General features: G+C 74.7%; 17 protein-coding genes. 6 read left to right on the forward strand and 11 right to left on the reverse strand.

Annotation, left to right across the window (positions count from 1 at the left end; genetic code table 11):
• Nucleotides 1-16 precede the first annotated feature (16 nt).
• From WA762_RS15500 to WA762_RS15545, 10 genes are all read right to left on the reverse strand, one after another.
• Nucleotides 17-1,342, reverse strand: a complete 1,326-nt coding sequence (locus WA762_RS15500; RefSeq protein WP_335936282.1) for a hypothetical protein — start codon at nucleotides 1,340-1,342, stop codon at nucleotides 17-19.
• A gap of 144 nt (nucleotides 1,343-1,486) precedes the next feature.
• Nucleotides 1,487-2,521 carry a glutamate ABC transporter substrate-binding protein gene (locus WA762_RS15505; protein ID WP_335936283.1) on the reverse strand — a complete coding sequence of 345 codons (1,035 nt, stop codon included), beginning with the start codon at nucleotides 2,519-2,521 and terminating at the stop codon, nucleotides 1,487-1,489.
• 11 nt (nucleotides 2,522-2,532) lie between these two features.
• Nucleotides 2,533-3,930 (reverse strand): hypothetical protein, encoded by a 1,398-nt coding sequence (locus tag WA762_RS15510; protein WP_443080595.1) that lies wholly within the window; start codon nucleotides 3,928-3,930, stop codon nucleotides 2,533-2,535.
• Nucleotides 3,931-4,486: 556 nt separating this feature from the next.
• Nucleotides 4,487-5,461, reverse strand: coding sequence for an N-acetylglucosamine kinase (locus WA762_RS15515; RefSeq protein WP_335936284.1), 975 nt, complete (start codon nucleotides 5,459-5,461; stop codon nucleotides 4,487-4,489).
• Nucleotides 5,452-6,741 (reverse strand): 6-phospho-beta-glucosidase, encoded by a 1,290-nt coding sequence (locus tag WA762_RS15520; protein WP_335936285.1) that lies wholly within the window; start codon nucleotides 6,739-6,741, stop codon nucleotides 5,452-5,454. The genes WA762_RS15515 and WA762_RS15520 overlap by 10 nt, the downstream gene beginning before the upstream one ends.
• Nucleotides 6,742-6,743: 2 nt before the next feature.
• Nucleotides 6,744-7,652 carry a carbohydrate ABC transporter permease gene (locus WA762_RS15525; RefSeq protein ID WP_335936286.1) on the reverse strand — a complete coding sequence of 303 codons (909 nt, stop codon included), beginning with the start codon at nucleotides 7,650-7,652 and terminating at the stop codon, nucleotides 6,744-6,746.
• A 1-nt stretch (nucleotide 7,653) separates the two neighbouring features.
• Nucleotides 7,654-8,535 carry a carbohydrate ABC transporter permease gene (locus WA762_RS15530; protein ID WP_335936369.1) on the reverse strand — a complete coding sequence of 294 codons (882 nt, stop codon included), beginning with the start codon at nucleotides 8,533-8,535 and terminating at the stop codon, nucleotides 7,654-7,656.
• A gap of 79 nt (nucleotides 8,536-8,614) precedes the next feature.
• Nucleotides 8,615-9,952, reverse strand: a complete 1,338-nt coding sequence (locus tag WA762_RS15535; RefSeq protein WP_335936287.1) for an ABC transporter substrate-binding protein — start codon at nucleotides 9,950-9,952, stop codon at nucleotides 8,615-8,617.
• A gap of 119 nt (nucleotides 9,953-10,071) precedes the next feature.
• On the reverse strand, nucleotides 10,072-11,295 hold the full coding sequence (locus tag WA762_RS15540) for an ROK family transcriptional regulator (RefSeq protein ID WP_335936288.1): 1,224 nt from the start codon (nucleotides 11,293-11,295) through the stop codon (nucleotides 10,072-10,074).
• Between the two features lie 262 nt (nucleotides 11,296-11,557).
• A complete protein-coding gene (locus tag WA762_RS15545; RefSeq protein WP_335936289.1) occupies nucleotides 11,558-12,625 on the reverse strand; it encodes a mechanosensitive ion channel family protein in 1,068 nt (355 codons plus the stop codon).
• Between the two features lie 331 nt (nucleotides 12,626-12,956).
• Here WA762_RS15545 and WA762_RS15550 point away from each other — a divergent pair, with 331 nt between their 5' ends.
• Nucleotides 12,957-13,493 (forward strand): HNH endonuclease, encoded by a 537-nt coding sequence (locus WA762_RS15550; RefSeq protein WP_073783067.1) that lies wholly within the window; start codon nucleotides 12,957-12,959, stop codon nucleotides 13,491-13,493.
• 150 nt (nucleotides 13,494-13,643) lie between these two features.
• Here the strand turns inward: WA762_RS15550 and WA762_RS15555 are convergent, their stop codons facing one another.
• The gene (locus WA762_RS15555; protein WP_335936290.1) at nucleotides 13,644-16,652 is read right to left on the reverse strand and encodes a beta-N-acetylglucosaminidase domain-containing protein; all 3,009 of its coding nucleotides are present in this window, start codon (nucleotides 16,650-16,652) and stop codon (nucleotides 13,644-13,646) included.
• A gap of 366 nt (nucleotides 16,653-17,018) precedes the next feature.
• Between WA762_RS15555 and WA762_RS15560 the strand changes: the two genes are divergently transcribed.
• From WA762_RS15560 to alc, 5 genes are all read left to right on the forward strand, one after another.
• Nucleotides 17,019-17,279, forward strand: coding sequence for a hypothetical protein (locus WA762_RS15560; RefSeq protein ID WP_335936291.1), 261 nt, complete (start codon nucleotides 17,019-17,021; stop codon nucleotides 17,277-17,279).
• Complete coding sequence (malQ, locus tag WA762_RS15565) at nucleotides 17,280-19,679, forward strand: 4-alpha-glucanotransferase (RefSeq protein ID WP_335936292.1); 2,400 nt, start codon at nucleotides 17,280-17,282, stop codon at nucleotides 19,677-19,679.
• Nucleotides 19,680-19,797: 118 nt separating this feature from the next.
• Nucleotides 19,798-20,028, forward strand: coding sequence for a hypothetical protein (locus WA762_RS15570; RefSeq protein ID WP_335936293.1), 231 nt, complete (start codon nucleotides 19,798-19,800; stop codon nucleotides 20,026-20,028).
• Nucleotides 20,029-20,183: 155 nt separating this feature from the next.
• On the forward strand, nucleotides 20,184-21,119 hold the full coding sequence (locus WA762_RS15575) for a LysR family transcriptional regulator (RefSeq protein ID WP_335936294.1): 936 nt from the start codon (nucleotides 20,184-20,186) through the stop codon (nucleotides 21,117-21,119).
• Nucleotides 21,120-21,165: 46 nt separating this feature from the next.
• A complete protein-coding gene (alc, locus tag WA762_RS15580) occupies nucleotides 21,166-22,317 on the forward strand; it encodes an allantoicase (protein WP_335936295.1) in 1,152 nt (383 codons plus the stop codon).
• The last annotated feature ends 105 nt before the right edge of the window (nucleotides 22,318-22,422 follow it).

Here is a 22,422-nt window from a genome sequence, read left to right on the forward strand (position 1 = left end):
CGGCGCATGCCCGTGCTCATCGCGCGCCCTCCGGCCCCGGGGCCCGGTCCTGGGCGAACAGCTCGGCCGCCGTGTCCTGGTAGCGCCGCACCGCCTGGGCGGCGACCCGCAGATCGCACGGCGCGCTCCACAGCATCCGGCGCGCCACGTCGTACCGCTCGACCAGCAACGGGTCCTCGGCCAGACCGTGCCGGGTCACCTTCGCCCGGTACGCGTCCAGCCGGCCGCGCAGCTCCGCCCGCACGGCCAGCGGCGCGGTGACCGCGGTCAGCGACTCACGGGCCCGCAGCAACTCCTCCTCGGCCTCCGCCTCCAGCGTCTCCAGCAGCGGCGAGAGCCGGTGCCACTGGGCGCGCCTGCGGTAGTCCGAGGCGGCCGCCAGCCGCTCCTGGAGCACGGTCGCCGGACCGCTCACCGCGGGCACCTCGGAGGCGGCGATCTTCGCCAGCACCTCGCCGCGCGCCGCCCGGGCCTCGGCCAGTGTCCGGTCCGCGCGGTCGAGGACGTCGCGCAGCCGGCCCAGCCGCTGCTCCGCGTCCTGCCGGACCGCGAGGACCGCCTCGATCTCGCGGCGCACGTCCTCCAGGGCGCGGGCCGCCCGGTCGTAGCGCGTCGTGTCGGGGCGCCCGCCGCCGGGCGCCGAACTGCCCGGCCCCGACAGCCAGAAGGCGAGCGGATCGGACACCACCTGCGTCCGGAGGGTGGTCAGCTCCTGGGTGATGGCGTCCAGTTCGTCGCCCGCCGGGTGCTCGCCGGGCCGCACGCCCACCGAGTGCGCCAGCGAACGGGTGCGGTGCAGCTCGGCGGCGAGCAGGTCGATCCGGGCGGGCAGGGCCGACCACACGGAGTCGGAGGCCACGACCATGTCCAGTGAACGGGCGTACAGGTCGTTCATCCGGGCGACCAGCTCCTCCAGCGTGAACCGCTCGGAGAGCCTGGCCGGGCCGCCGCCCGCCGGCGCGGACCGGCCGGCCGCGTGCGCCACGACGACGCTCCGGCCGTGCAGCAGATCGGTGAGGGCCAGCAGATCGTCCCGGCTGGGGTGACGACGGCGGGCCCGCACCGCCCGGGCCCGGGCCAGGGCGTCCGCGTACGCCTCGAAGTACCCCCACAGCAGCGCGATCGACTGCTCGGTGGCGGCCCACCGTTCCCGGGTGACGCCGGTCAGATCGGCGCCCTCCAGGAGCCGGCGGCCCGCGTGGTCCTGCAGGGCGAGGAGCGAGGTCTCGATCGCCTCGTGCTCCGCGCCCAGCCGGGCCAGCGCACGGTCCGCCCCTTCCCGGTCCAGGACCGGGCCGGGGGGCCTTTCCGCGTAGCCGGGGAAGGGGCCCGCGACACCCATCGATCACCTCTCCGCTCCTCCTGCCGGGACGGGCCCCGGCAGGATCGGTACCACTCCGCCTCGCGGCCGGCGCGCCGCCGCCCGCGCACCGACCGCCCGACACCGGCCGTGCCGTGCCCGTGCGCGCGGCGCCGGCCGCACCGCCTACCTGTACTTGGGGGCCGGCGGCACCGTCAGCCCCGGCAGACCGGCCGCCAGCCACTTCCGGTACGACACCATCCACGGGCTGTTCGCGCCACCCCTGCGGTAGTCGACCAGCACCTGGTTGACGCGGGCCACCAGGTCGTTCGCGCCGCGCTTCGTCGCCACGCCGTAGTACTCGGTGGTGAACGGCCCGTCGCCCTTCAGCTCCACCGTCGGGTCCTGGGCCGCCTGGCCCGCCGCCAGCGCGTTGTCCGTGACCACCGCGTCCACCTCGCCCAGTTGCAGCCGCACCAGGCAGTCCAGCTGGTTGGGGACGGTGAGCCGGTCCTCGTCCGCGGCGGTGCCGTCGTGCCGGTCCTCGAAGACCGCGCCGAACGACCGCTTCTTCAACGCGTCGTAGGCGGTGGAGCCCTCGGCGGTGCAGACCCGCTTCCCGGCCAGCGACGCGTCGTACCCGGTGATCGTCGACTCCTTGGGCGCGAGGACCTGCTGGCCCGCCTGGAAGTAGGCGGTGGAGAACGAGACCTGGCGCGCCCGGGCGCAGTTGATCGTCATCGTCCGCACGACGACGTCGACCGTGCCGTTCTCCAGGACGGCGACCCGCTGGTTGGTGGGGATGGCCCGGAAGACCACGGCCTCCGGGTCGCCCAGGACGTTCTCGGCGATGGCCCGCACCAGATCGATGTCGAAGCCTTCGAGCCGGCCGGTCTCCGGGTCGCGGTATCCCCAGCGGTAGCTGTTCTGGTCGACGCCCGCGATCAGCTTTCCGCGCGCCTTGATCCGGGCGATGTCCGGCCCGTCCGCGCCGGACGGCGGAAGACTCGCCTCCGGGTCCTTGCAGTCCTCGGCCAGGGTCTGCGTGGCGTACGCGGCGCCCGGCGCCGGGGGACCGCCGAACGCGTCGGCGCCGGCACGGGAGAGCGGCAGCAGCGTGAGCGAGGCCGTCACCGCGCAGGCCACCGCCATGCCCGTCACCCCGCCCCAGCCGCGCAGCCTGCCGGCGGCGAACCCCGCTCCCGTGCGCTTCCTGGTCATCGCTCCTCCTCTCACCGGTACTCCGCGAGCCTGCGGCCGATCCCGACGACCGCGGCGGCCGCCCCCAGCACGGCGAGCACGGCGGCCCCGACCGGGAGCCGGGCCAGGGCCCCGAGACCGTCGCCCGCCGCGGCGGTGAACTGGTCCTGTTCATGGGCCAGCGCCCGCGCCAGCGCGTCGTCCACCCGGTCGAAGGACTCGCCCGTCGACTTCCCCGGCCCGATGATCTGCTTCAACGCGCCGTCGTAGTCGCCGCCGTCGTCCGTCGCGCGGGCGGCCCGGTGACGCTCCCGCCACTCGGAGACCGCCTCGGCGGCGGACGCCACCGGCTCCTTCCCTCCGGCGTCGTCGGCGAGCTCCCGGGCTCGCGCCAGCCCGTCCTCCAGAGCCTTCATGCCCGCGGCGAAGTCGGTCTCGTACTTGTCGTTCCGGCCGTCCGGGGTGAGGACCGCGCCCCGGGCGACCAGGGTGAGGTTCTCATTGGCGCGCGCCTTCAGGGAGCTGATCCGGGCGTGGTTGAGCACATCGAGGGACCGCTGCCCGTGCACATCGGCGCTCCGCAGCTCGGCCCGGGCCACCGTGTGCCCCACCGCCAGCCACAGCAGCACCACGGTGGACGCGGCGGTCGCGACGAGCAGCCCGCGGCTGAAGACCCGGTTCGTCCGGCGGAACTCGCGCCGCTGCGCCGCGAGCAGCGCCGCCACCGCCACCACTCCGAGCCCGAGCGCGAGGAACGGCCAGGCCCTGGCCTCGTCGTCGTCCCGGCCGAGCCGGTCGGTCTCCGCCGCGTACAGCCGCTCGGCGGCCGGCAGCAGCACGCCGGTCATCCTCTGGTTCGCGTACCGGAGGTAGGCGCCGCCCAGCGGCAGCCCCTGACGGTTGTTGGCGCGGGCCCGCTCGATCAGGCCCGTGTACCGGGGGAGTTCCCGGCTGATCGTGGTGATCTCGCGCCCGGACTCCGACGACGGGTCGGTGGCCGCCGCGGCCCGCACCAGCAGCCGGGACGCCTCGTCGATGTCCTTGTCGTACTGCTCGTGGACCGCGCGCGGCTCCTGCGCCCCGGCCAGGAAGCCGCCGGCCGCGGCGGTGTCGGCGTCGGCCAGCGCGCGGTAGAGGGCGGCGGCGCTCGCGCTCAGCGGCTGGCTGCGGTGCACCACGTCGTCCGCGGCGGTCGCCCGGTCGTCGGTCTCCCACGCCGTCACGGCCCCGAACGCGACGACGAGCAGCGCCAGCGCCGCCCCGATGATCCGGAGCCTGCCCGGTTCCGTCGTCGCCGCGGCCCGCAGCCGTCGGCTCGTCAGGGCCCAGGCGCCGGGCGGGGCCGGGGCGGGGTCGGGCACGCGCGCGGGCGCGGAGTGCCGGGGCCGCGGGTGCTCCGGCGCGGTGCGCGCGTTCGGCGGGTGTGTCACGTGACCTCCCCCTCGGTCGCCGACGGTGGACCTGCCCCCGGTCGGCCGGGGGACGGGTGCCCGGCCAGAAGTATGGCCGGGGGAACCGGCGTCCACACCGTGAACGCCCGGATCCCGCCCCGGTCCGCGGAGGAACCACGGGCATTCGATCAAGGTGCGCGCCGCCGATCAAGCCGGCCGGACACGGACCGGTCTCCCCATCGTGAACACGTACGGGGCGACTGATCGGTTCCCGTACCCGCGAGGCGTCCTGCGGCGCGGTGCACACGGGACGCCTCGCGGGGAGCGGAGGGCGGACGCCGGGACCCTCCGCGGGGAAGTCGGGGGAGCGGGCGCCGGGGCGCTCCGCGCGGCCCCTTCGGCGTTCCCGGGGATCACCGGAATGCGGCCTTCCCGGAGACGCCGAAGAGGCCCCGGGTACGCCGAAAGTCTCCCGGGTCCGCCGAAGGGGCCCCGGGTCCGCCGAAGAGGCCCCGGGTCCGCCGAAGGGCCCCGGATACGCCGAAGGGGCGCCCCGGGGGAGGACATGGGGCGCCCCTGGCTCGTCCGGCCGCGGTCAGCGGTACTGCGCGCGCAGCCTCCCGTGCACCTCGGCCGCCGCGCCCGTGCGGTCCAGGCCCAGCAGCGCCGCCCCCAGCACCGGAGGCTCCGTCACCACCCGGACCACCGCCTTCGGGGCGCGTGCCGCGAGGAGTTCCGCGATCCGCCCGTCCAGCATCGGATGGCGGGCCGCCAGCACGCCGCCGCCCAGCACCACCGGCGCCTCCTCGGCCAGCAGGCCGAGCCTGCCCAGCGCCACCGACGCCATCGCGACGACCTCCTCGGCCAGCCGGTGCACCAGCCCCGTCGCCACCGGGTCGCCGTCCGCCGCGGTCGCGAACAGCACCGGGGTCAGCTCATGCCGGCGCTCGGGGTCGATCCGGCCCAGATGCAGCGCCTCGATCAGCGCGTACATCGAGTCCAGGCCGAAGTGCCCGGGCAGCGTGCGGACCAGCTCGGTCGGCCCGCCGCGGCCGTCCTCGGCGCGCGCGGCGAACCACATCGCCTCCTCCGCCAGCCCCGAACCGCCGCCCCAGTCGCCGGAGATCCGGCCGATCGCGGGGAACCGCGCGGTCCGCCCGTCCGGCACCATGCCGACGCAGTTGATCCCGGCGCCGCAGACCACCGCCACGCCCCGGGGCTCGTCCACCCCGGCGCGCAGGATCGCGAAGGTGTCGTTGTACACCTCGACCGATCCGCCCCAGCCGCGGGCGAGCAGCGCCGCCGCCAACTGCTCCTCCTCCACCGGGAGATCGGCGTTGGCGAGGCAGGCGGACACATGCGCGACGGCGCCGGCCGGCGCCCCGGACCGCTCCAGCGCCCGGCCGACGATGGCCCCCAACGCGTCGACGGCCTCCTCGACCCCCACCACGGGCGGCTGGAAACCGCCGCCGCGAGCGGTCGAGAGAATCGTTCCGTCAGCTCCGATCAGGGCCACGTCGGTCTTGCTGTTCCCCGCGTCGATCGCGAGGACCGAAGCGTTCACGCCCACGCCAGGTGCTCCCGGTTGTGCGCGATCAGCTTGTCGGTGAGCGCCTCGGCGTACTCGAACTGACCGATCAGCGGATGCGCCAGCAGCGCCTTGAAGACCGCGTCCCTCCCGGCCGCCCGCCCGGTGTCCCGCCGGCCGAGCAGCGCCGCCTCCAGGGCCAGGTTCTCGTACGCCGTCACGTTGGCGATCAGGCCCGCGTACAGCGGGTCCAGCTCCGGCACGGCGAGCGGGGTCGCGCCCGTGCCGTCGACCCGGGCCTGCACCTCGATCACCGCGTCGTCCGGGAGGAAAGGCAGCGTCCCGTTGTTGTGCGTGTTGACCACCTGGACCGGGGAGCCGCCCGAGCCCAGCAGCGAGGACGCCAGGTCCACCGCCGCCTCCGAGTAGAAGGCGCCGCCGCGCTTGGCGAGCAGCGCGGGCTTCTCGTCCAGCGCCGGGTCGCCGTACATGGCGAGGAGTTCCTTCTCCATCGCGGCCACCTCGGCCGCCCGGGACGGCTTGGTGCCGAGTTCCCTCACGACCTCGTCGTGCGCGTAGAAGTAGCGCAGGTAGTACGAGGGGACGACGCCGAGCCGGTCCACGATCGCGCGCGGCATGCGCAGGTCGGCCGCGATGGCGTCGCCGTGCTCGGCGAGCAGCCCCGGCAGGACGTTCTCGCCGTCCGGGCCGCCGAGACGGACGCCCAGCTCCCAGGTCAGGTGGTTGAGCCCCACGTGGTCGAGGTGCACCTGGGCGGGGGCGACGTCGAGCAGCCGGGCGAACTTCCGCTGGAAGCCGATCGCCACGTTGCACAGGCCGACGGCCTTGTGCCCGGCCTGGAGCAGCGCCCGGGTGACGATGCCGACCGGGTTGGTGAAGTCGATGATCCAGGCGTCCGGGTTGGTGCGGCGGACCCGCTCCGCGATGTCCAGGACGACCGGGACGGTGCGCAGCGCCTTGGCGAGGCCGCCGGCGCCGGTGGTCTCCTGGCCGACGCAGCCGCACTCCAGCGGCCAGGTCTCGTCCTGGTTGCGGGCGGCCTGGCCGCCGACGCGCAGCTGGAGCAGGACCGCGTCGGCGTCGGCGACGCCCGCGTCCAGGTCCGAGGTGGTGACGATCCGGCCCGGGTGGCCCTGCTTGGCGAAGATCCGCCGGGCGAGGCCGCCGACGAGCTCCAGCCGGTCGGCCGCCGGATCGACGAGCACCAGCTCCTCGATGGGCAGCGTGTCCCGCAGCCGCGCGAATCCGTCGATCAGTTCAGGTGTGTAGGTGGACCCGCCACCCACTACTGCGAGCTTCATGGTCAGCCCTTTACTCCGGTCAGTGTGACGCCCTCGACAAACGCCTTCTGGGCGAAGAAGAAGACGAGGATCACGGGGGCCATGACCAGTACGGTCGCGGCCATGGTCAGGTTCCAGTCGGTGTGGTGCGCGCCCTTGAAGGACTCCAGGCCGTAGCTCAGGGTCCAGGCGGCCGGGTTCTCGGAGGCGTAGATCTGCGGGCCGAAGTAGTCGTTCCAGGCGTAGAAGAACTGGAACAGCGCGACGGCCGCGATGCCCGGCCTGGCCATCGGCAGGACGATCCGCAGCAGGGTGCGCAGTTCGCCGCAGCCGTCGACCTTCGCCGCGTCGAGGTACTCGTCGGGGATGGTCAGCAGGAACTGCCGCAGCAGGAAGATGGAGAACGCGTCGCCGAAGGCCATCGGGATGATCAGCGGCCAGAGCGTGCCGGACAGGTCCAGCTGCTTCGCCCAGAACAGGTACATCGGGATGACGACGACCTGCGGCGGCAGCATCATCATCGAGATGACGAGCATCAGCGAAAGCCGTCGGCCGCGGAAGCGGAACTTGGCGAGCGCGTACGCCACGGGCAGCGAGGAGACCACGGTCAGGACCGTGCCCAGCCCCGCGTACAGCAGGGTGTTCCTCCACCAGGTCAGAAAGCCCGGGGTGTCGAACACCTTGCGGTAGTTGGCCCATTCGAAGGGGTGCGGCCACAGGTCGCGGGTGAGCGCCTGCTGGTCGCTCATCAGCGAGGTGAGCACCAGGAAGACGAAGGGCAGCACGAAGAAGAGCGCGGCGGCGACGCCGAGCGCGTGCACGGCGATCCAGTTCAGCAGCGCCTTGCGGCGGGCGGCGCGCGCGGCCGGGGTGGCCGGAGCGGGCGCCGGCGCGGCGGCCGCCGTCCCCCGGGTGTCGAGAGCCTGGGCCACGTCACTCACCTGCCTGGATCAGTCCGCCGCGGCGCCGCATCAGCAGTGCGGTGAACGCCATGGCGAGAACGAGGAGAACGAGCGCGACCACACAGGCGGAGCCGTAGTCGAAGCGCTGGAAGCCGAGGTTGTAGACGAGCTGCGGCAGCGTCAGCGTCGACTTGTCGGGATAGCCGGGTTCGAACTGCTGCCCGGAGCCGCCTATCACCCCCGAGGCGACCTTCCCGGCCACCAGTGGCTGGGTGTAGTACTGCATCGCCTGGATGATCCCGGTGACCACGGCGAACATCACGATCGGCGAGATGTTCGGCAGGGTGACGAAGCGGAACCGCTGGAAGGGGCCCGCCCCGTCCAGCTCCGCCGCCTCGTACTGCTCCTTCGGCACGTCGAGCAGCGCGGCCATGAAGATCACCATCAGGTCGCCCACCCCCCACACCGCGAGCAGGGTCAGCGCGGGCTTGGACCAGGCGGCGTCGGTGAACCAGCCGGGCGTGGGCAGCCCCAGCGCGTCCAGCAGCGAATTCGCCGGTCCCGTACCGGGGTTGAGCAGGAAGACGAAGGCGAGCGTCGCGGCGACCGGCGGGGCCAGATAGGGCAGGTAGAACAGGGTGCGGAAGACCCCGGTGCCCGTCTTGATCTTGGTGATCAGCAGCCCGACGCCGAGGCCGAACGCCACCCGGCAGGTCACCATCACCACGACCAGCCAGAGCGTGTTGCGCAGGGCCGGCCAGAACAGCGGGTAGTCGGAGAAGACGAACGACCAGTTCTTCAGACCGCTGAACACGGGGGCGGCGAAACCGTCGTAGGAGGTGAAGGAGAAGTAGACCGTGGAGATCAGCGGGTAGGCGAAGAAGAAGCCGAACCCGATCAGCCACGGCGACATGAACGCCGCCGTCCGAAGCGCCGACCTGCGGCGCTTCGAGGCCGGTGTGTACGTGCCCGTACGTGTGCTCATCGCGGTGCTACTTCGCCTGCGCGATCGCCGCGTCGATCTCCGCGGCGGTCTTCTCCAGGCCCGCCCCGACGTCCTTCTGCCGGCCCTTCTCGATGTCGAATCCGAGGTTCTGCAGGGACACCAGGTACGCGCCGCCGTTGACCGAGGGCGGGGTGGTGGTGCTGTTCGGGTCGCCGGCGATGTCCAGGAAGATCTTGAACCGCGGGTCGTACTTCAGCTTCGGGGACTTCAGCGCGGCCAGCGTGGACGGCACGTTGTGGATGGCGTTGGCGAAGTTCACCACCGCGTCGGTGTCGGTGGTCATGTACTTCACGAGCTCCCAGGCCGCGTTCTGCTTCTTCGAGGTGGCGGCGACACCGGCGACGGTGCCGGTCAGATAGCCCTTGCCGTACGTGTCGGCCTGGTCGTCGGCGACGGGCATCGGGGCCACGCCGATCTCGAACCCGGGCTTGCTCTCCTCGGCCATCCCCAGCCGCCACTCGCCGTCCAGCTGCATGGCCACCTGGCCGGTGTGGAACGGGTGCTTGGCCCCCCACTCGTCACCGAAGGAGGTGCGGTACTTCTCCAGCTTCTCGTACCCGCCCAGGTCGTCGACCAGCTTCTTCTGGGTGGTGAGCATGGCGGCGAACGCCGGGTCCTTCGCGATGTTCGACTTGCCGTCCGCGTCGAAGTACTTCGGGTCCCAGCCGCCGAGGTAGTGCTCGGTGGTGGACTCGTAGCCGTGGTAGTTCGGCATGAACCCGAGCTGCTCGTACGAGTCGCCCTTGGTCTTCGTCAGCTTCTTGGCGACGGTGGCCAGTTCGGACCAGGTCTTCGGCGGGGCGGCGACCCCGGCGGCCTTGAACGCGTCCTTGTTGTAGTAGAGGCCGTACGCGTCGCCGAGCAGCGGGACGGTGCAGCGCACCCCGTCGAACTGGGTGTACTCGTTCATCGCCTTCGGGAACGTCTTGTCCGGGTCGATGTCGTCCCGCTTCAGGAAGGGGTTCAGGTCGACGAACGCCTTGGAGGAGCAGAACTTCCCGACGTTGTTCGTGGTGAACGAGGAGACGACGTCCGGGGCGTTCGAACCGCCCGCCCGCAGCGCCTGGTTGATCTTGTCGTCGGTCATGTTGCCGACGATGTTCACCTTGATGTTGGGGTGCTTCTTCCGGAAGGCGTCGACCGTCGCCCGGATCGCCTTGACCTCGCCCGGAGCGCTCCAGCCGTGCCAGAAGGTGATGGTCGTTTCCTTGGACGCGTCGTCCGTGGCACCGGAGTTGCTCTGGCCGGTACAGGCGGAGGCGAACAGCGTGAGCGCGGCGGCCGCGGCGAGCGCGGCGGCCGTCTTCCGGCGGTTTCCGGACATGGCGATGACTCCCGAAGTACGAGATACGGAGGTACGGAGAAGAACGGGGGTGCGTGCGTGGGGCGGGTACGGACGGGGGCGGGGTACGGGGCGCGCGGTCGCGGGCGGACGGGGGACGGTCAGCGCGAGGTGTCGAAGACCTCGTCACGGGTGGTGGCGAGCGCGCTCTCCAGCGCACCGCGCAGGACGGGCCGGCGGATCACGGCGCCGGCGATCAACCGGGGCCGGGACGCGGCGAGTTCGGCCAGTTCGGCCTCCACCCGGCCGCGCAGTGGTTCCCCGCCGGCCGAGATCACCTCGCCGGACAGCACGACCACCTCCGGGTCCAGCACGGCGATCATGGAGGCGAGTCCGGTGGCCAGCCCGGTGGCGAACCGGTCGAGGAGCCGGGCGTACGGGCCGTCGTCGCCCGCCTCCGCGGCCCCGGCGGCCCTGGTGATCAGCCGGGCCGCCACCTCGTGGTGGGTGCCGGGGGCGCGGACCGTCTCGTCGTCGATGCCGAGCTCCCGGGCCAGCCGGGCCAGCACCTGCGCGCCCGCCAGCTCCTGGAACCCGCCCGAGTTGGCCTTGGTGACCTGCCGGACCAGCGGCGCCCCCGGCACCGGCAGGAATCCGACCTCGCCGGCGCCGCCGGTGAAGCCGCGGTGCAGCCGCCCGTTGATCACGAGGGCGGCGCCGAGCCCCTCCTCGTTCCACAGCAGGACGAAGTCGTCGTGGCCCCGGGCCGCGCCGAGCCGCTGTTCGGCCACCGCGACCAGGTTCACGTCGTTCTCGTACTCGACCGGCATCGGCAGGAACGCGGCCAGCTCCTCCAGCAGGGTGGGGGAGTGCCAGCCGGGCAGGTGCGAGGCGTACCGCAGCCGGCCGGTGCCTGGGTCGAAGGCGCCGGGGGTGCCGATGACGACACGGTGGACCTCGGCGCGGGTGAGCCCGGCGTTCTTGACCGCCCCGTCCAGGGCCTCCGCCACCTGCCGCACCACGCTGTCGGCGCGCCGCCCCGGGGTGCGCAGCTCGAACTCCCCGACCGTCTCGCCGGTCACGTCGGCGACCGCGGCCAGGATGCGCCGCGCGTTCACGTCCAGCCCGGCGACGTGCGCGGCCCGCGCGTTCACCGCGTACAGCTGGGCGTTGGGCCCCGGCCGGCCCGCCACGGTCCCGGTGGCGACGACCAGCCCGGCCGCCTCCAGCCGGGCCAGCAGCTGCGAGGCGGTGGGCTTGGAGAGCCCGGTCAGCTTGCCGATCCGGGTGCGGGAGAGGGGGCCGTGCTCCAGCAGCAGGTCGAGGGCGGCCCGGTCGTTCATGGCCCGCAGCACGCGGGGGGTGCCCGGGGTGGTACCGGCCATGAGCTCCACCTGCCCTGTGTTCGGAAAGGTTGTTGGGAAAGTTGTTAGGAAACTTTCCTATTCGGTGAGAGGACGGTATGGCGCTGCGGCCGGGTCGTCAATGGTCAGCATCGCTGCGGCAATCAAAGCGTTACGTGGAAGCGGCCGTTCGGTTGCCTCGGGACGCTCCCCGGAGCCCGGGGCCGGGGGCGGGACGGCCGAAGGGGCGCCCGCGGATCCTCTGATCCGCGGGCGCCCCTTCGGCCGCCGCCGGGAGACCCGGCTACTTGGACAGGTTCGACGGCGGGGTGATCGGGTTCGTGGCCAGGGACTGCGGCGAGGTCGCCGATGCGAACGCGGACGGGGCGGCCACACCGGCCGCCGGGTCGGGGGCCGGGTCCTCCTCCGCCTGGGCCGGGACGCCGCCGACGATCCGGATGCCCGCCTCGTCGAAGGCGCGCTTGATCCGCCAGCGCAGCTCGCGCTCCACGCCCACCGCCTTGCCCGGCATCGTCTTCGCGGCCACCCGGACCGTCATCGAGTCCAGCAGCACGTCGCTCAGGCCCAGGACCTCCACCGGACCCCACAGCCGCTCGTTCCACGGGTCCTCCTTGGCCATCCCGGCGGCGGCCTCGTCGATCACCGCGCGGACCCGGTCGAGGTCCTCCGAGGGGTGCAGCATCACGTCGATCCCGGCCGTCGACCAGCCCTGGCTGAGGTTGCCGATCCGCTTCACCTCGCCGTTGCGGACGTACCAGATCTCGCCGTTGTCGCCGCGCAGCTTGGTGACCCGCAGGCCGACCTCGATGACCTCGCCGCCGGCGACGCCCGCGTCGATCGTGTCGCCGACGCCGTACTGGTCCTCCAGGATCATGAAGACGCCGGACAGGAAGTCCGTGACCAGGTTGCGGGCGCCGAAACCGATCGCCACGCCGGCCACCCCCGCGGACGCCAGCAGCGGGGCGAGATTGATCTGGAACGCGCCCAGGATCATCAGGCAGGCCGTGCCGAGGATCAGGAACGAGGCCACCGAGCGCAGCACGGACCCGATCGCCTCGGAGCGCTGACGGCGCCGTTCGGCGTTGACCAGCAGCCCGCCCAGCGCGGTGCCCTCCACCGCCTGGGCGCTGCGGTTCATCCGCTCTATGAGCTTGGTCAGGGCACGCCGGACGGCGACGCGCAGCACGATCGCGACGGCGGCGATGAGCACGATCCGCAGGCCGGTGCTCAGCCAGGTGGACCAGTTCTCCTCCACCCACCCGGCGGCATGGCCGGCCTGCTCGGCGGCCTCGTCGAGCGAGCTGCCGGTCCCGGGTGACGGGGCCACGGTCAACAGGGCGGACAGGGGCACGGCGGAACCTCCGGATGGGCTGCGACAGACCCACCACACTAACGGGGCAGCGGACGCGCGAGCCCGGCGCGACCGGGGCGGGCGAGGTCTCACGGGGGCGCGCCGGGAGGGCGTGTGGCGGATCGCACACCGGGCGCGCCACCCGTCGCGGGACCCCCGCGCGGGGCCCGAACGGCGGCGGAACCGCGGGGCCGGGCGCCCGGAGGAGGAGAAAAATCCTTCCGGCCCGTTACCCATACGTGGTGGCGCTCCGACCCGGCGTGAGGAGAAACTTGGATCGGATCGTCCCGGCGCGAGCCACGCGCCGCCGGCGTACAAGGAGGCGTCCACCGTGCCGCATGTCCTGGTTCTCAACGCGTCGTACGAGCCGCTCGGCGTCGTACCGCTCCGCCGCGCTCTCGTCCTCGTGCTCGAAAACAAGGCCATCTGTCTCGAGGAGTCCGGCGCCTTCATGCACAGCGCCACCCGGGTCGTGCCGGCCCCCAGCGTCGTCCGTCTGAAACGGTTCGTACGGGTCCCCTACCGGGGCCCGGTGCCGCTGACCCGGCGGGCGCTGTTCGCCCGCGACGGCGGTCGCTGCATGTACTGCGGGGCCGCCGCGACCAGCGTCGACCACGTCATTCCGCGCAGTCGCGGCGGCAAGCACTCCTGGGACAACGTGGTCGCGGCCTGTCGCCGCTGCAACCACGTCAAGGCCGACCGGCACCTGCCGGAGCTGGGCTGGCGGCTGCATCAGCAGCCCGCCCCGCCCACCGGTCTGGCCTGGCGCATCATCGGGACGGGACATCGCGACCCGCGCTGGTTGCCGTACTTGCAACCGTTCGGCGCGGACGACGCGATGGCCCGGATCGACGGCGTGTCAGCCTAGGATCCGGGCCTTCGTCGTCCCCGGGGCCGCCGGGGGACGGGCCGGGAACCGCGGCCGGGCGGGCGTGCGGACGCGGGGGCGGGCGAGCGGCGCCGCCCGGTCCGTACGCGCGACGGTCCGCCCGCTTCGCGGACGGCGCACGGCTCCGGGTCACTCCGCCGCGTCGACGGCGTACGCCTCCACGGTCCAGAGGGAGTAGCCGAAGGCGGTGCCCCGGGCCTCGCCCAGGACCCGGAGGAAACGGGTGTCCTTCGCGTCCATCCGGACCGACTCGCGCCCGCCCCGCCCGTCCCGCACGGTCGCCGCCGTGCGCCAGTTCCGGCCGTCGGCGGAGACCTGGATCCGGTAGCGGGAGGCGTACGCGTCCTGCCAGTGCAGCACCACCTGGCCGATCCGGGCCGGACGCGGCAGCTCCGCCTGCCACCAGGCGCCGTCCTCGGCCGGTGACGACCAGCGGGTCTCCGGATCGCCGTCGGAGGCGGCCGCCGCCGGGAAGTCGGGGGTCTCGTCGCCCGACGAGGACGCCGCGGCCCCGCGCAGCAGGTCGGGGCCCCCGGTGCGCGGATACGCCCGGACGGTGAGCGTGCCGCGCTCCTCGCCGAAGCCGATCGGCACCTCGTACTCCCCGGCCGGGGTGCCCGCCGGGACCGTGATCTCGACGGGGACGTCGGTGCCCGTGCCGCGCGGCACCCGGGTCTGCTCGGGGACGCTCACCTCGATGCCCTCGGGGGCCCGTGCGACGAGCCTGCCCCGCACCTCGGCGGGGCGCCGGGGCTCCAGCCGGGCCCGCACCCGCTGCGGCCCGCCGCCGATCTCCGCGTCCGTCTCGTCGCGCGCGAGGTCGAGCCGGGCGGCCGGCTCGTCCCCGAACCACGGCACGAGCGCCCGCACCCGGGGCTCCGGCACGGTCCCGCCGCCCGTCGCGCCCTCCGGGACGATCGGCGGCATCGTGCCCGTGATGACCGGGGGCGCGGCCGGGCCGTCGGCGGGCCGCGCGATCCGGAGCGCGTCGGCCCGCAGCCCGCCGGCCCGGATCTGGGTCCAGCCGGACGCCGACACCGGGCCCAGCGCGCGCCAGCCCTCCCCGGGCACATGCGCCTCCAGCACGGCGCCCGCCGTGCCGTCGCCCGGCAGGGTCATCGCCGTCACGGCCTCCACCGGGCGGGACCGGCCCAGCCGCACCGTGTAGCTGCCCGGAGCCCGGGTCACCGTGCCCGCCTTCCGGTCCGCGCCGGTCCAGGCGTCCGCCTCCCGGCGCACCCGGTCCAGGAACGGTCCCAGCACGCCCGCGCCGACCGTCGCGCCGCTCTTCTTCGCCGCCCGGTGCAGCGGCTCCAGCGCCAGGGAGGCCCGCCACGCCGCCGCGCCGTCGCCCCGCGCCTGGGCCCGCAGCAGATCGACGGCCAGCTCGCCCGCCCGGCCGTAGCGGGACAACTGCTCCGCCCACGGCCGCACCTCCTCGCCGAGCCGCCCGTCGGCCGGCCCCGCCAGCTGCTGCGGGGCCCGGCGCATCACCGTGAACGCGTCCCGCAGCGCGCGCTCCGCGGGCTCCCGCGCCGCCGCGTCCTCCGCCGTGCGCGACCGCCAGAACGCGTCCAGCAGCGGCCGCAGATACGCCGACTCGTCGCCGCCCAGGACGGACGTCGCGCTGTTCCCGGCCAGCGCCCGCAGCGCCTCCCCGGAACGGGCGTCGCCGCCCGCGAGGTCGTCGATCGCCGCCCGCCAGGACTCCTGCGGCCGGTACCCCTTCGGGTTCCACGCGAAGTCGGCGGCGGTGAACAGCGGGATGCGGGACGCCGACGGCTGCTCCATCGCGTTCGCCAGCAGCGCGGCGGAACCGGCCGCCACCGCCGGGTCCCGGCCGGTGTACGGGCCGAGGAAAATCCGGTCCCGCGCGTAGTCGTTCACCGGGTAGTTGTCCATCGTGACCAGCGGATGCCGGAACGCGGCGCTGGCCTCGGCCAGTTCCCCGCCGGTGATGGTCCTGGGCACCACCCCCACCCCGGTCCAGGCGACCTGCACCCGGTCGTCCAGCTCCCCCGCGAGCGCCGTGCGGTACGCGGTCGCCCCGTCCTGGTAGTACTCCGTCGGCATCAGCGACAGCGGCTCCGCCCCCGGGTGCCGCTCCGCGAGATGCCGCGCCACCGCGCCGGCCACCCGCGCCTGCGCCCGGGCCGCCGCCTCCGGGCCGCGGCCGAAGGCGGCGGCGTCGGCGCCGCAGTGCCACTCGCTGTAACTGACGTCCTGGAACTGCAGCTGGAACGCGCGCACGCCCAGCGCCCACATCGCGTCGAGCTTCCGCGTCAGCGCCCGCACGTCCTCGTCCGACGACATGCACATGCTCTGACCGGGGGCGACGGCCCAGCCCAGCGTCACATGCTCCGCGCGGGCCCGCTCGGCCAGCGCCCGGAAGCCGGCCCGCCGGTCGGCCGGGTAGGGGTCGCGCCAGCGGGCCTGCCGGTACGGGTCGTCGCCCGCCGCGTACAGATAGCGGTTCTGCTTGGTGCGCCCCATGAAGCCGAGCTGCGCCAGCCGTTCGGCGAGGGTCCACGGCTGCCCGTAGAAGCCCTCGGTCATCCCGCGCACGGCGGCGCCCGGCCAGTCCCGGACCACGACCCCGGCGACGGCGCCGTCCCGGACCAGCTGACGCAGCGTCTGCACGCCGTGGAAGAGACCGTCCCCGCCGACGCCGTCCACGGCGACGGTGTCCCGGCCGGCCACCCGGCCGGCCGCGATCCGGTAGCCGCCGGAGGGCAGGTCGCCGCGCTCGGGGACGCGCAGCGCCCGCAGCGCGTCCCCGGCGCCGTCGCCGCCGAGCCGGACGACGGGGCCGCGGCCCGGCAGCGCCTCGTGGACGGTGCGCACGCCCGCGTCCCGCAGGACCCCGCGGAGCGCGTCGACGGCGTACGGATCGGCGTCCGCGCCGGTCACGAGCGTGACCTCGGCGGTGAGCGGGACGGACGGGCCGGACCTCTCGATGGACTGGGGGCGCGGCCACACGGCGGGCGGGGCGCCCCCCTCCGCGCGGTCCGGCGTGGTGACGGCGGGGGACCCGGGGGCCGAGGGGGCCGCGACGGCCGCCGGGCTTCCCGCGGACAGCAGCCCGCCGAGCACGGCGACCGCGACGGCCGTCGTCCGCTTCCCGTACCTGAGCCGCATCGCCCGTCTTCCTCGCTTTCCTCGCTCCGGCCGACGGCGATTCCACCGCCCCGCCGACGGCGCGTCCACCGCCGCCCCCGGTGGCTTCGAGCCCACCACCCGCGCGCGAGGGTGTCAATGCGGGGGGTGGTTGTGCCGTAAATGCCCGATGCGGCGGATGAGGTGAGAGGCCATCGGCTGCTGGCCCGGGACGCCAAGGATGACGCCGAATGACCGAAATCGGCGGACGACTTGCGGAGAACCGGCCCCAGGGGAACGGAATGTGACTCGGGGCACGTTGAACTCGTTGCGATAACGCCTGCGTCTGCGGACAGGCCCGCTGGGTAGGCGTGCTGTGCCCTGTTCCGTCACGGCCAGGAGGCCACCATGCCCGCCGCCGCGCAACTCCTGTTCACCGCCCTCTCCCCGCAGAGCCCCGAGCCGCCGCCCGTCGCGATCCCCGCGCCCGGTCCCGGGCCGCTGACCAGCGAGCCGCCGCTCGCCGACGCGATACCCCTGACCAGCGAGCCCCCGCTCGCCGAGGCCACCCCGTTGACCAGCGAACCCCCGCTCGCCGTCAATGCCCCGCTGACCAGCGAGCCGGCCACCGCCGGCAGCACGTGGGGCATGGAGTCCCCAGGAGTCTGAATGGGCCTGTCCCGGCTCGCCGCACTGCACGGCGTCGCCACCTCCTACTCCCCGTCCGCCGACGTCACGGTGCCCGTGTCCGACGGCACACTGGTCGCCGTGCTCGCGGCGCTCGGCGTGGACGCCGCCACCCCCGAGGCGGTGGGGGAGTCGCTCGCCACCGCCGAGTCGGCCGCCCGGTCCGGCCTGCTCCCGCCGACGCTGGTGGTGTGGGCCGGGGAGCCGCCGCCCGCCGCGCTGACCGCGCTGCCGCCCGGCACCACGCTCGACATCGCCCTCGACGACGGCGTCGACTTCGGCATCGGCGAGGGCGGCCCCGACGACGCGCCCGGCGGGCCCGGCTCCGGGCCGCTGCCGCTCATGCGGATCACGGCCGACGGCGGTACGGGCCCGGGCGGCGGTGCGGGATCCGGCGCCGGTACGGGGGCGGGCGGCGCGGGCGGTGCCGGGGGCGCGGCGGACGGGGCCGGCGCGGGCGGCACGGCGGGCACGCGCCCGGGAAGCGGGTCAGGAAGCGGGTCAGGAAGCAGGCCAGGGAGTGGGCCGGGGAGCGGGCCGGGAAGCGGCGGGGGCCCGTCCGCCGACGGCGGGACGGGCGGAGCCGGACCGGCCCCCGCCTGGTGGACCGAACCGCCGCTCGGCGTGCACCGGCTGTCCGTGCGCGCGCCGGGCGGCCGGAGCGCGACCGCCACACTCGTCGTCGCCCCGCCCCGGGCGCCCGGCCCGCCCGCCCGCTGCCACGGCTTCCTCGTCCAGCTCTACTCCCTGCTCTCCGCCCGCTCCTGGGGGATGGGCGACCTCGGCGACCTCGCGGACCTGGCCGCCTGGTCGGGGCGCGCCCTCGGCGCCGGGTTCGTGCAGGTCAATCCGCTGCACGCGGCCGTGCCCGGCGACCCCACCGACCCGTCCCCGTACCGCCCGTCCTCGCGGCGCTTCCCCGACCCGGTCCATCTGCGCGTCGAATCGGTCCCCGAATACGGGCACGTGCCGGACCGGGCCGTCCTCGACGACCTCCGGCAGGGCGCCGCCGCGCTCGCCGACACCGTCCTCAGCAAGGGCGCCCTGATCGACCGGGACGCCGTCTGGGAGCTCAAGCGCCAGGCCCTCGAACGCGTCGGGACCGTCCCCCTCACCCCCGGCCGCCGCGCCGCCTACTGCGACTTCCTGGCCGGACAGGGACAGGCCCTGGAGGACCACGCCCTGTGGTGTGCCCTCGCCGAGGTGCACGGCCCGGACTGGCACGTCTGGCCGCCCGCCCTCCGCGACCCCCGCTCCGAGGAGACCGCCCGGGCCCGCCGCGCCCTCCTGGACCGGGTCGACTTCCACTGCCGGCTCGCCTGGCTGACCGACGAACAGCTCGCCGCAGCCCAGCGCGCCGCCCTGGACGCGGGGATGGCCGTCGGCATCGTCCACGACCTCGCCGTCGGCGTGCACCCCGGCGGCTCCGACGCCTGGGCCCAGCAGGACGCCCTCGCGCACGGCATGTCCGTCGGCGCGCCCCCGGACGCCTTCAACGCCCGGGGCCAGGACTGGGGACTGCCCCCGTGGCGCCCGGACGCCCTCGCCGCGTCCGGCTACGCCCCGTACCGCGCCCTGCTGCGCGGCCTCCTCGCGCACGCCGGGGCGCTGCGGGTCGACCACGTCATGGGCCTGTTCCGGCTCTGGTGGGTGCCCGAGGGGCGGCCGCCGACCGAGGGCGCCTACGTCAGCCACGACGCCGAGGCGATGCTCGCCGTCCTCGTGCTGGAGGCGCACCGGGCCGGGGCCGTCGTCGTGGGGGAGGACCTCGGCACCGTCGAGCCGTGGGTGCGCGAGATCCTGGCCCGCCGCGGCGTGCTCGGCACCTCCGTGCTCTGGTTCGAACGGGACTGGGACGGCACCGGCCGCCCGCTGGCCCCCGAACAGTGGCGCGAGAGCTGCCTGGCCACCGCCACCACGCACGACCTGCCGCCCACCGCCGCCCGGCTGGCCGGCGACCACGTGGTGCTCCGCGACCGCCTCGGCCTGCTCACCCGCGACCTCGCCCGGGAACTGGCCGCGGACGCCCACGACACCTCCGAGTGGCTCGCCCGGCTCGCCCGCCTCGGTCTGCTCCCGGAGGGGGAGGGCGACGAGGAGGGCGCCGTCCGCGCCGTGCACCGCTTCCTGCTGCGCACCCCCGCCCGCATGATCGGCGTCTGGCTCCCGGACGCGCTCGGCGACCGCCGCCCGCAGAACGTCCCCGGCACCTGGGACCAGTACCCCAACTGGCGCCTGCCCGTGGCCGACGCGGAGGGCCGCCCGGTCACCCTGGAAGAGCTGGCCGCCGCCCCCCGACTGCACCGGCTGATGGGGGTCTTCCGCCCGCGCGGGGACGAGGCGCCGGAATGGCCGGCGGGCCGCCCGGGGCCCCGCGGGTGACCCGTCCCACCGGCGCCGTGCCCCCGGACGGCCCGCTGGACGGCCTGCTGGACCGCGCCCGGTCTCCGTACGGCACCCCGGGCGCGCGCCCCTCGGGGGCGTTCGCTACGTTTGCACCGTGGACAAGAAGAACGCTATGCGCGCCGGCGCCGTCGCGGCCGGAACGACGCTGATGATGCTGCTCATGTCGTCCCCCGCGCTCGCGCTCACCCGCGACGCCGGTGACGACCCGGGTCAGGGCCTGAGCGTGATGGAGACGGTCGGCCTGTACGTCGTGGCCCCCATCGCCCTGTTCGTGATCATCACGGGCCTGGTCATGATCTTCGACAAGTCCAAGAAGAACGCCTGACGAACCTCGGCGGAGGGTCCGGCGGGTCAGTCGGGCGGGCCCGTCCGCGACCGCTCCCGTCCGAGCGCGCCGCCGGCACCTCGTGCCGCGCGGCGCCTTGGCGCGTTCGGACCGGCCCGGGCCCCGGCTCCGGCCGCCCCGGATAGGTTGCGGCCATGACCGACTGGGACGTCAAGAAGCTCCGCATCCTGCGCACCCTGCGCGACCGGGGCACGGTCACCGCGACCGCGGAGGCGCTGCTGATGACCCCGTCGGCGGTCTCGCAGCAGCTGTCCAACCTGTCCCGGCAGCTCGGCGTCCCGCTCCTGGAGGCCCAGGGCCGGCGGGTCCGCCTCACCGACGCCGCCCATCTCGTGCTGCGCCACGCCGAGGCGGTCTTCGCCCAGCTGGAGCGCGCCGACGCGGAGCTGACCGGCTATCTGCGCGGCGAGGCCGGCCGGGTGCGGATCGCGGCGTTCTCCACGGCGGTGCCCGCCCTCGTCGTACCGGCGATCCAGCGGCTGCGCGCCGAGGACCGTCTTGGCCCGGACGTACGGGTGCGGGAGGCGGAGGCCGCGCAGGCGTACGAACTGCTGGCCGCCGGTGACGCGGACCTCGCGCTGTCCCTCGCCGCCCACGCCCCGGCGGCCCGCGACCCCCGGTTCTCCGTGCTGCCGCTGCTCGCGGACCCGCTGGACGTGGCGCTGCCCGCCGGACACCGACTCGCCGCCGTGCCCGGGCTGCGGCTGGCGGACCTCGCCGGCGACCCCTGGATCTTCGGCGGCTCCGGCCCCTGGTCGCGGATCACCACGGCGGCGTGCGAGGCCGCCGGGTTCGTGCCCGAGCAGGCGCACAGCGCCGTCGGCTGGACGGCGATCCTGGCCATGGTCGAGGCCGGCATGGGCGTCGCGCTGATCCCGCGCATGGCGTCGGTGGAACGGCACGCCGGCCGGGGCGGCGTGGTGATGCGGGTCCTGGCGGCGGACCAGCCGCGCCGCCATGTGGTGGCGGCGGTGCGGCAGGGCGCCGAGCGGGGCCCCGCGCTGGCCCGGGTCCTCGGCGCACTGGGCCGGGCCGCCGAATCGTTCACTTCCGCTGAACAGAGACTGTAAAAACTTTCACTGGACCCGATGGGTGGTCGGTCGTGACAGTGGCCCCATGACCTCCGACCAGAACGAGAACCGGAACGAGCACCACCACGACGACCCCCACGCCAACGACGCGGCCCCCTACGGCGGCGGAGACCCCTACGCCGACTATCGCGCCGCCGACCTCCCCTTCACCGACCTCGTCGACCTCGCCGACCGCCGCCTCGGCGCGGGCGTGGTCGCGGCCAACGACGAGTTCTTCGCCCAGCGCGAGAACCTCCTCGTCCCCGGGCGCGCGGTCTTCGACCCCGAGCGCTTCGGCCACAAGGGCAAGATCATGGACGGCTGGGAGACCCGCCGGCGGCGCGGCGCGGACGCGGACCACCCGTTCCCGGCCCCGGACGAGCACGACTGGGCCCTGATCCGTCTCGGCGCCCCCGGCGTCATCCGCGGCATCGTCGTCGACACGGCCCACTTCCGCGGCAACTACCCCCAGCGCGTCTCGATCCAGGCCACGTCCGTCGAAGGTTCGCCCGGCCCCGAGGAACTCCTCGCCGACGACGTGAAGTGGGAGGAGATCGTCCCGCCGACACCCGTGCGCGGCCACGCCGCCAACGGCTTCGAGATCACCGACGGCCGCCGCTACACCCACCTGCGCCTCTGCCAGCACCCCGACGGCGGCATCGCCCGCCTCCGCGTCCACGGCGAGGTCCTCCCCGACCCGTCCTGGCTCGCCGCGCTCGGCGCCTTCGACCTGATATCCGTGCTGAACGGCGGCAGCTACGAGGACGCCTCCGACCGCTTCTACTCCTCGCCGACCCAGATCATCCTGCCCGGCGCCTCCCGCAAGATGGACGACGGCTGGGAGAACCGCCGCCGCCGGGTCCGCGACACCAACGACTGGGTCCGCTTCCGCCTCCCCGCCCAGGGCGCGGTCCGCGCGGTGGAGATCGACACCGCCTATCTCAAGGGCAACGCCGCGGGCTGGATCGCCCTGCACGGCCGCGACGGCGAGACCGGCGAATGGTTCGAGATCATCCCCCGCACCCGCCTCCAGCCCGACACCCTCCACCGCTTCCCGCTGCGCACCCGGCCGGTCGTCACCCACGTCCGCCTCGACGCCTTCCCCGACGGCGGCGTCGCCCGCATGCGCCTGCACGGCACCCTCACCGAGACCGGCACGGCCGACCTGACCCGCCGCTACGAGCAGGCCCGCGGGTAGGCCGCCCCCGGGGCCGCCCCCTCGCGGACGGTCCCGGGGCCCGGGGATCGCGCTCCGCGGGGGCCAGTCGGGCCGGAATCCACGTCCCCGCCGCGTGGACCTGAT

Source organism: Streptomyces tyrfis, from assembly GCF_037034285.1.
Taxonomy (GTDB): Bacteria; Actinomycetota; Actinomycetes; order Streptomycetales; family Streptomycetaceae; genus Streptomyces.

Coding starts and splice junctions, on each gene's coding strand:
- WA762_RS15500 (WP_335936282.1), bottom strand. CDS start 1,342: ATGGGTGTCGCGGGCCCCTTCCCCGGCTACGCGGAAAGGCCCCCCGGC.
- WA762_RS15505 (WP_335936283.1), bottom strand. CDS start 2,521: ATGACCAGGAAGCGCACGGGAGCGGGGTTCGCCGCCGGCAGGCTGCGC.
- WA762_RS15520 (WP_335936285.1), bottom strand. CDS start 6,741: ATGAAGCTCGCAGTAGTGGGTGGCGGGTCCACCTACACACCTGAACTG.
- WA762_RS15530 (WP_335936369.1), bottom strand. CDS start 8,535: ATGTCGCCGTGGCTGATCGGGTTCGGCTTCTTCTTCGCCTACCCGCTG.
- WA762_RS15535 (WP_335936287.1), bottom strand. CDS start 9,952: ATGTCCGGAAACCGCCGGAAGACGGCCGCCGCGCTCGCCGCGGCCGCC.
- WA762_RS15540 (WP_335936288.1), bottom strand. CDS start 11,295: ATGGCCGGTACCACCCCGGGCACCCCCCGCGTGCTGCGGGCCATGAAC.
- WA762_RS15555 (WP_335936290.1), bottom strand. CDS start 16,652: ATGCGGCTCAGGTACGGGAAGCGGACGACGGCCGTCGCGGTCGCCGTG.
- WA762_RS15560 (WP_335936291.1), top strand. CDS start 17,019: ATGCCCGCCGCCGCGCAACTCCTGTTCACCGCCCTCTCCCCGCAGAGC.
- malQ (WP_335936292.1), top strand. CDS start 17,280: ATGGGCCTGTCCCGGCTCGCCGCACTGCACGGCGTCGCCACCTCCTAC.
- WA762_RS15575 (WP_335936294.1), top strand. CDS start 20,184: ATGACCGACTGGGACGTCAAGAAGCTCCGCATCCTGCGCACCCTGCGC.
- alc (WP_335936295.1), top strand. CDS start 21,166: ATGACCTCCGACCAGAACGAGAACCGGAACGAGCACCACCACGACGAC.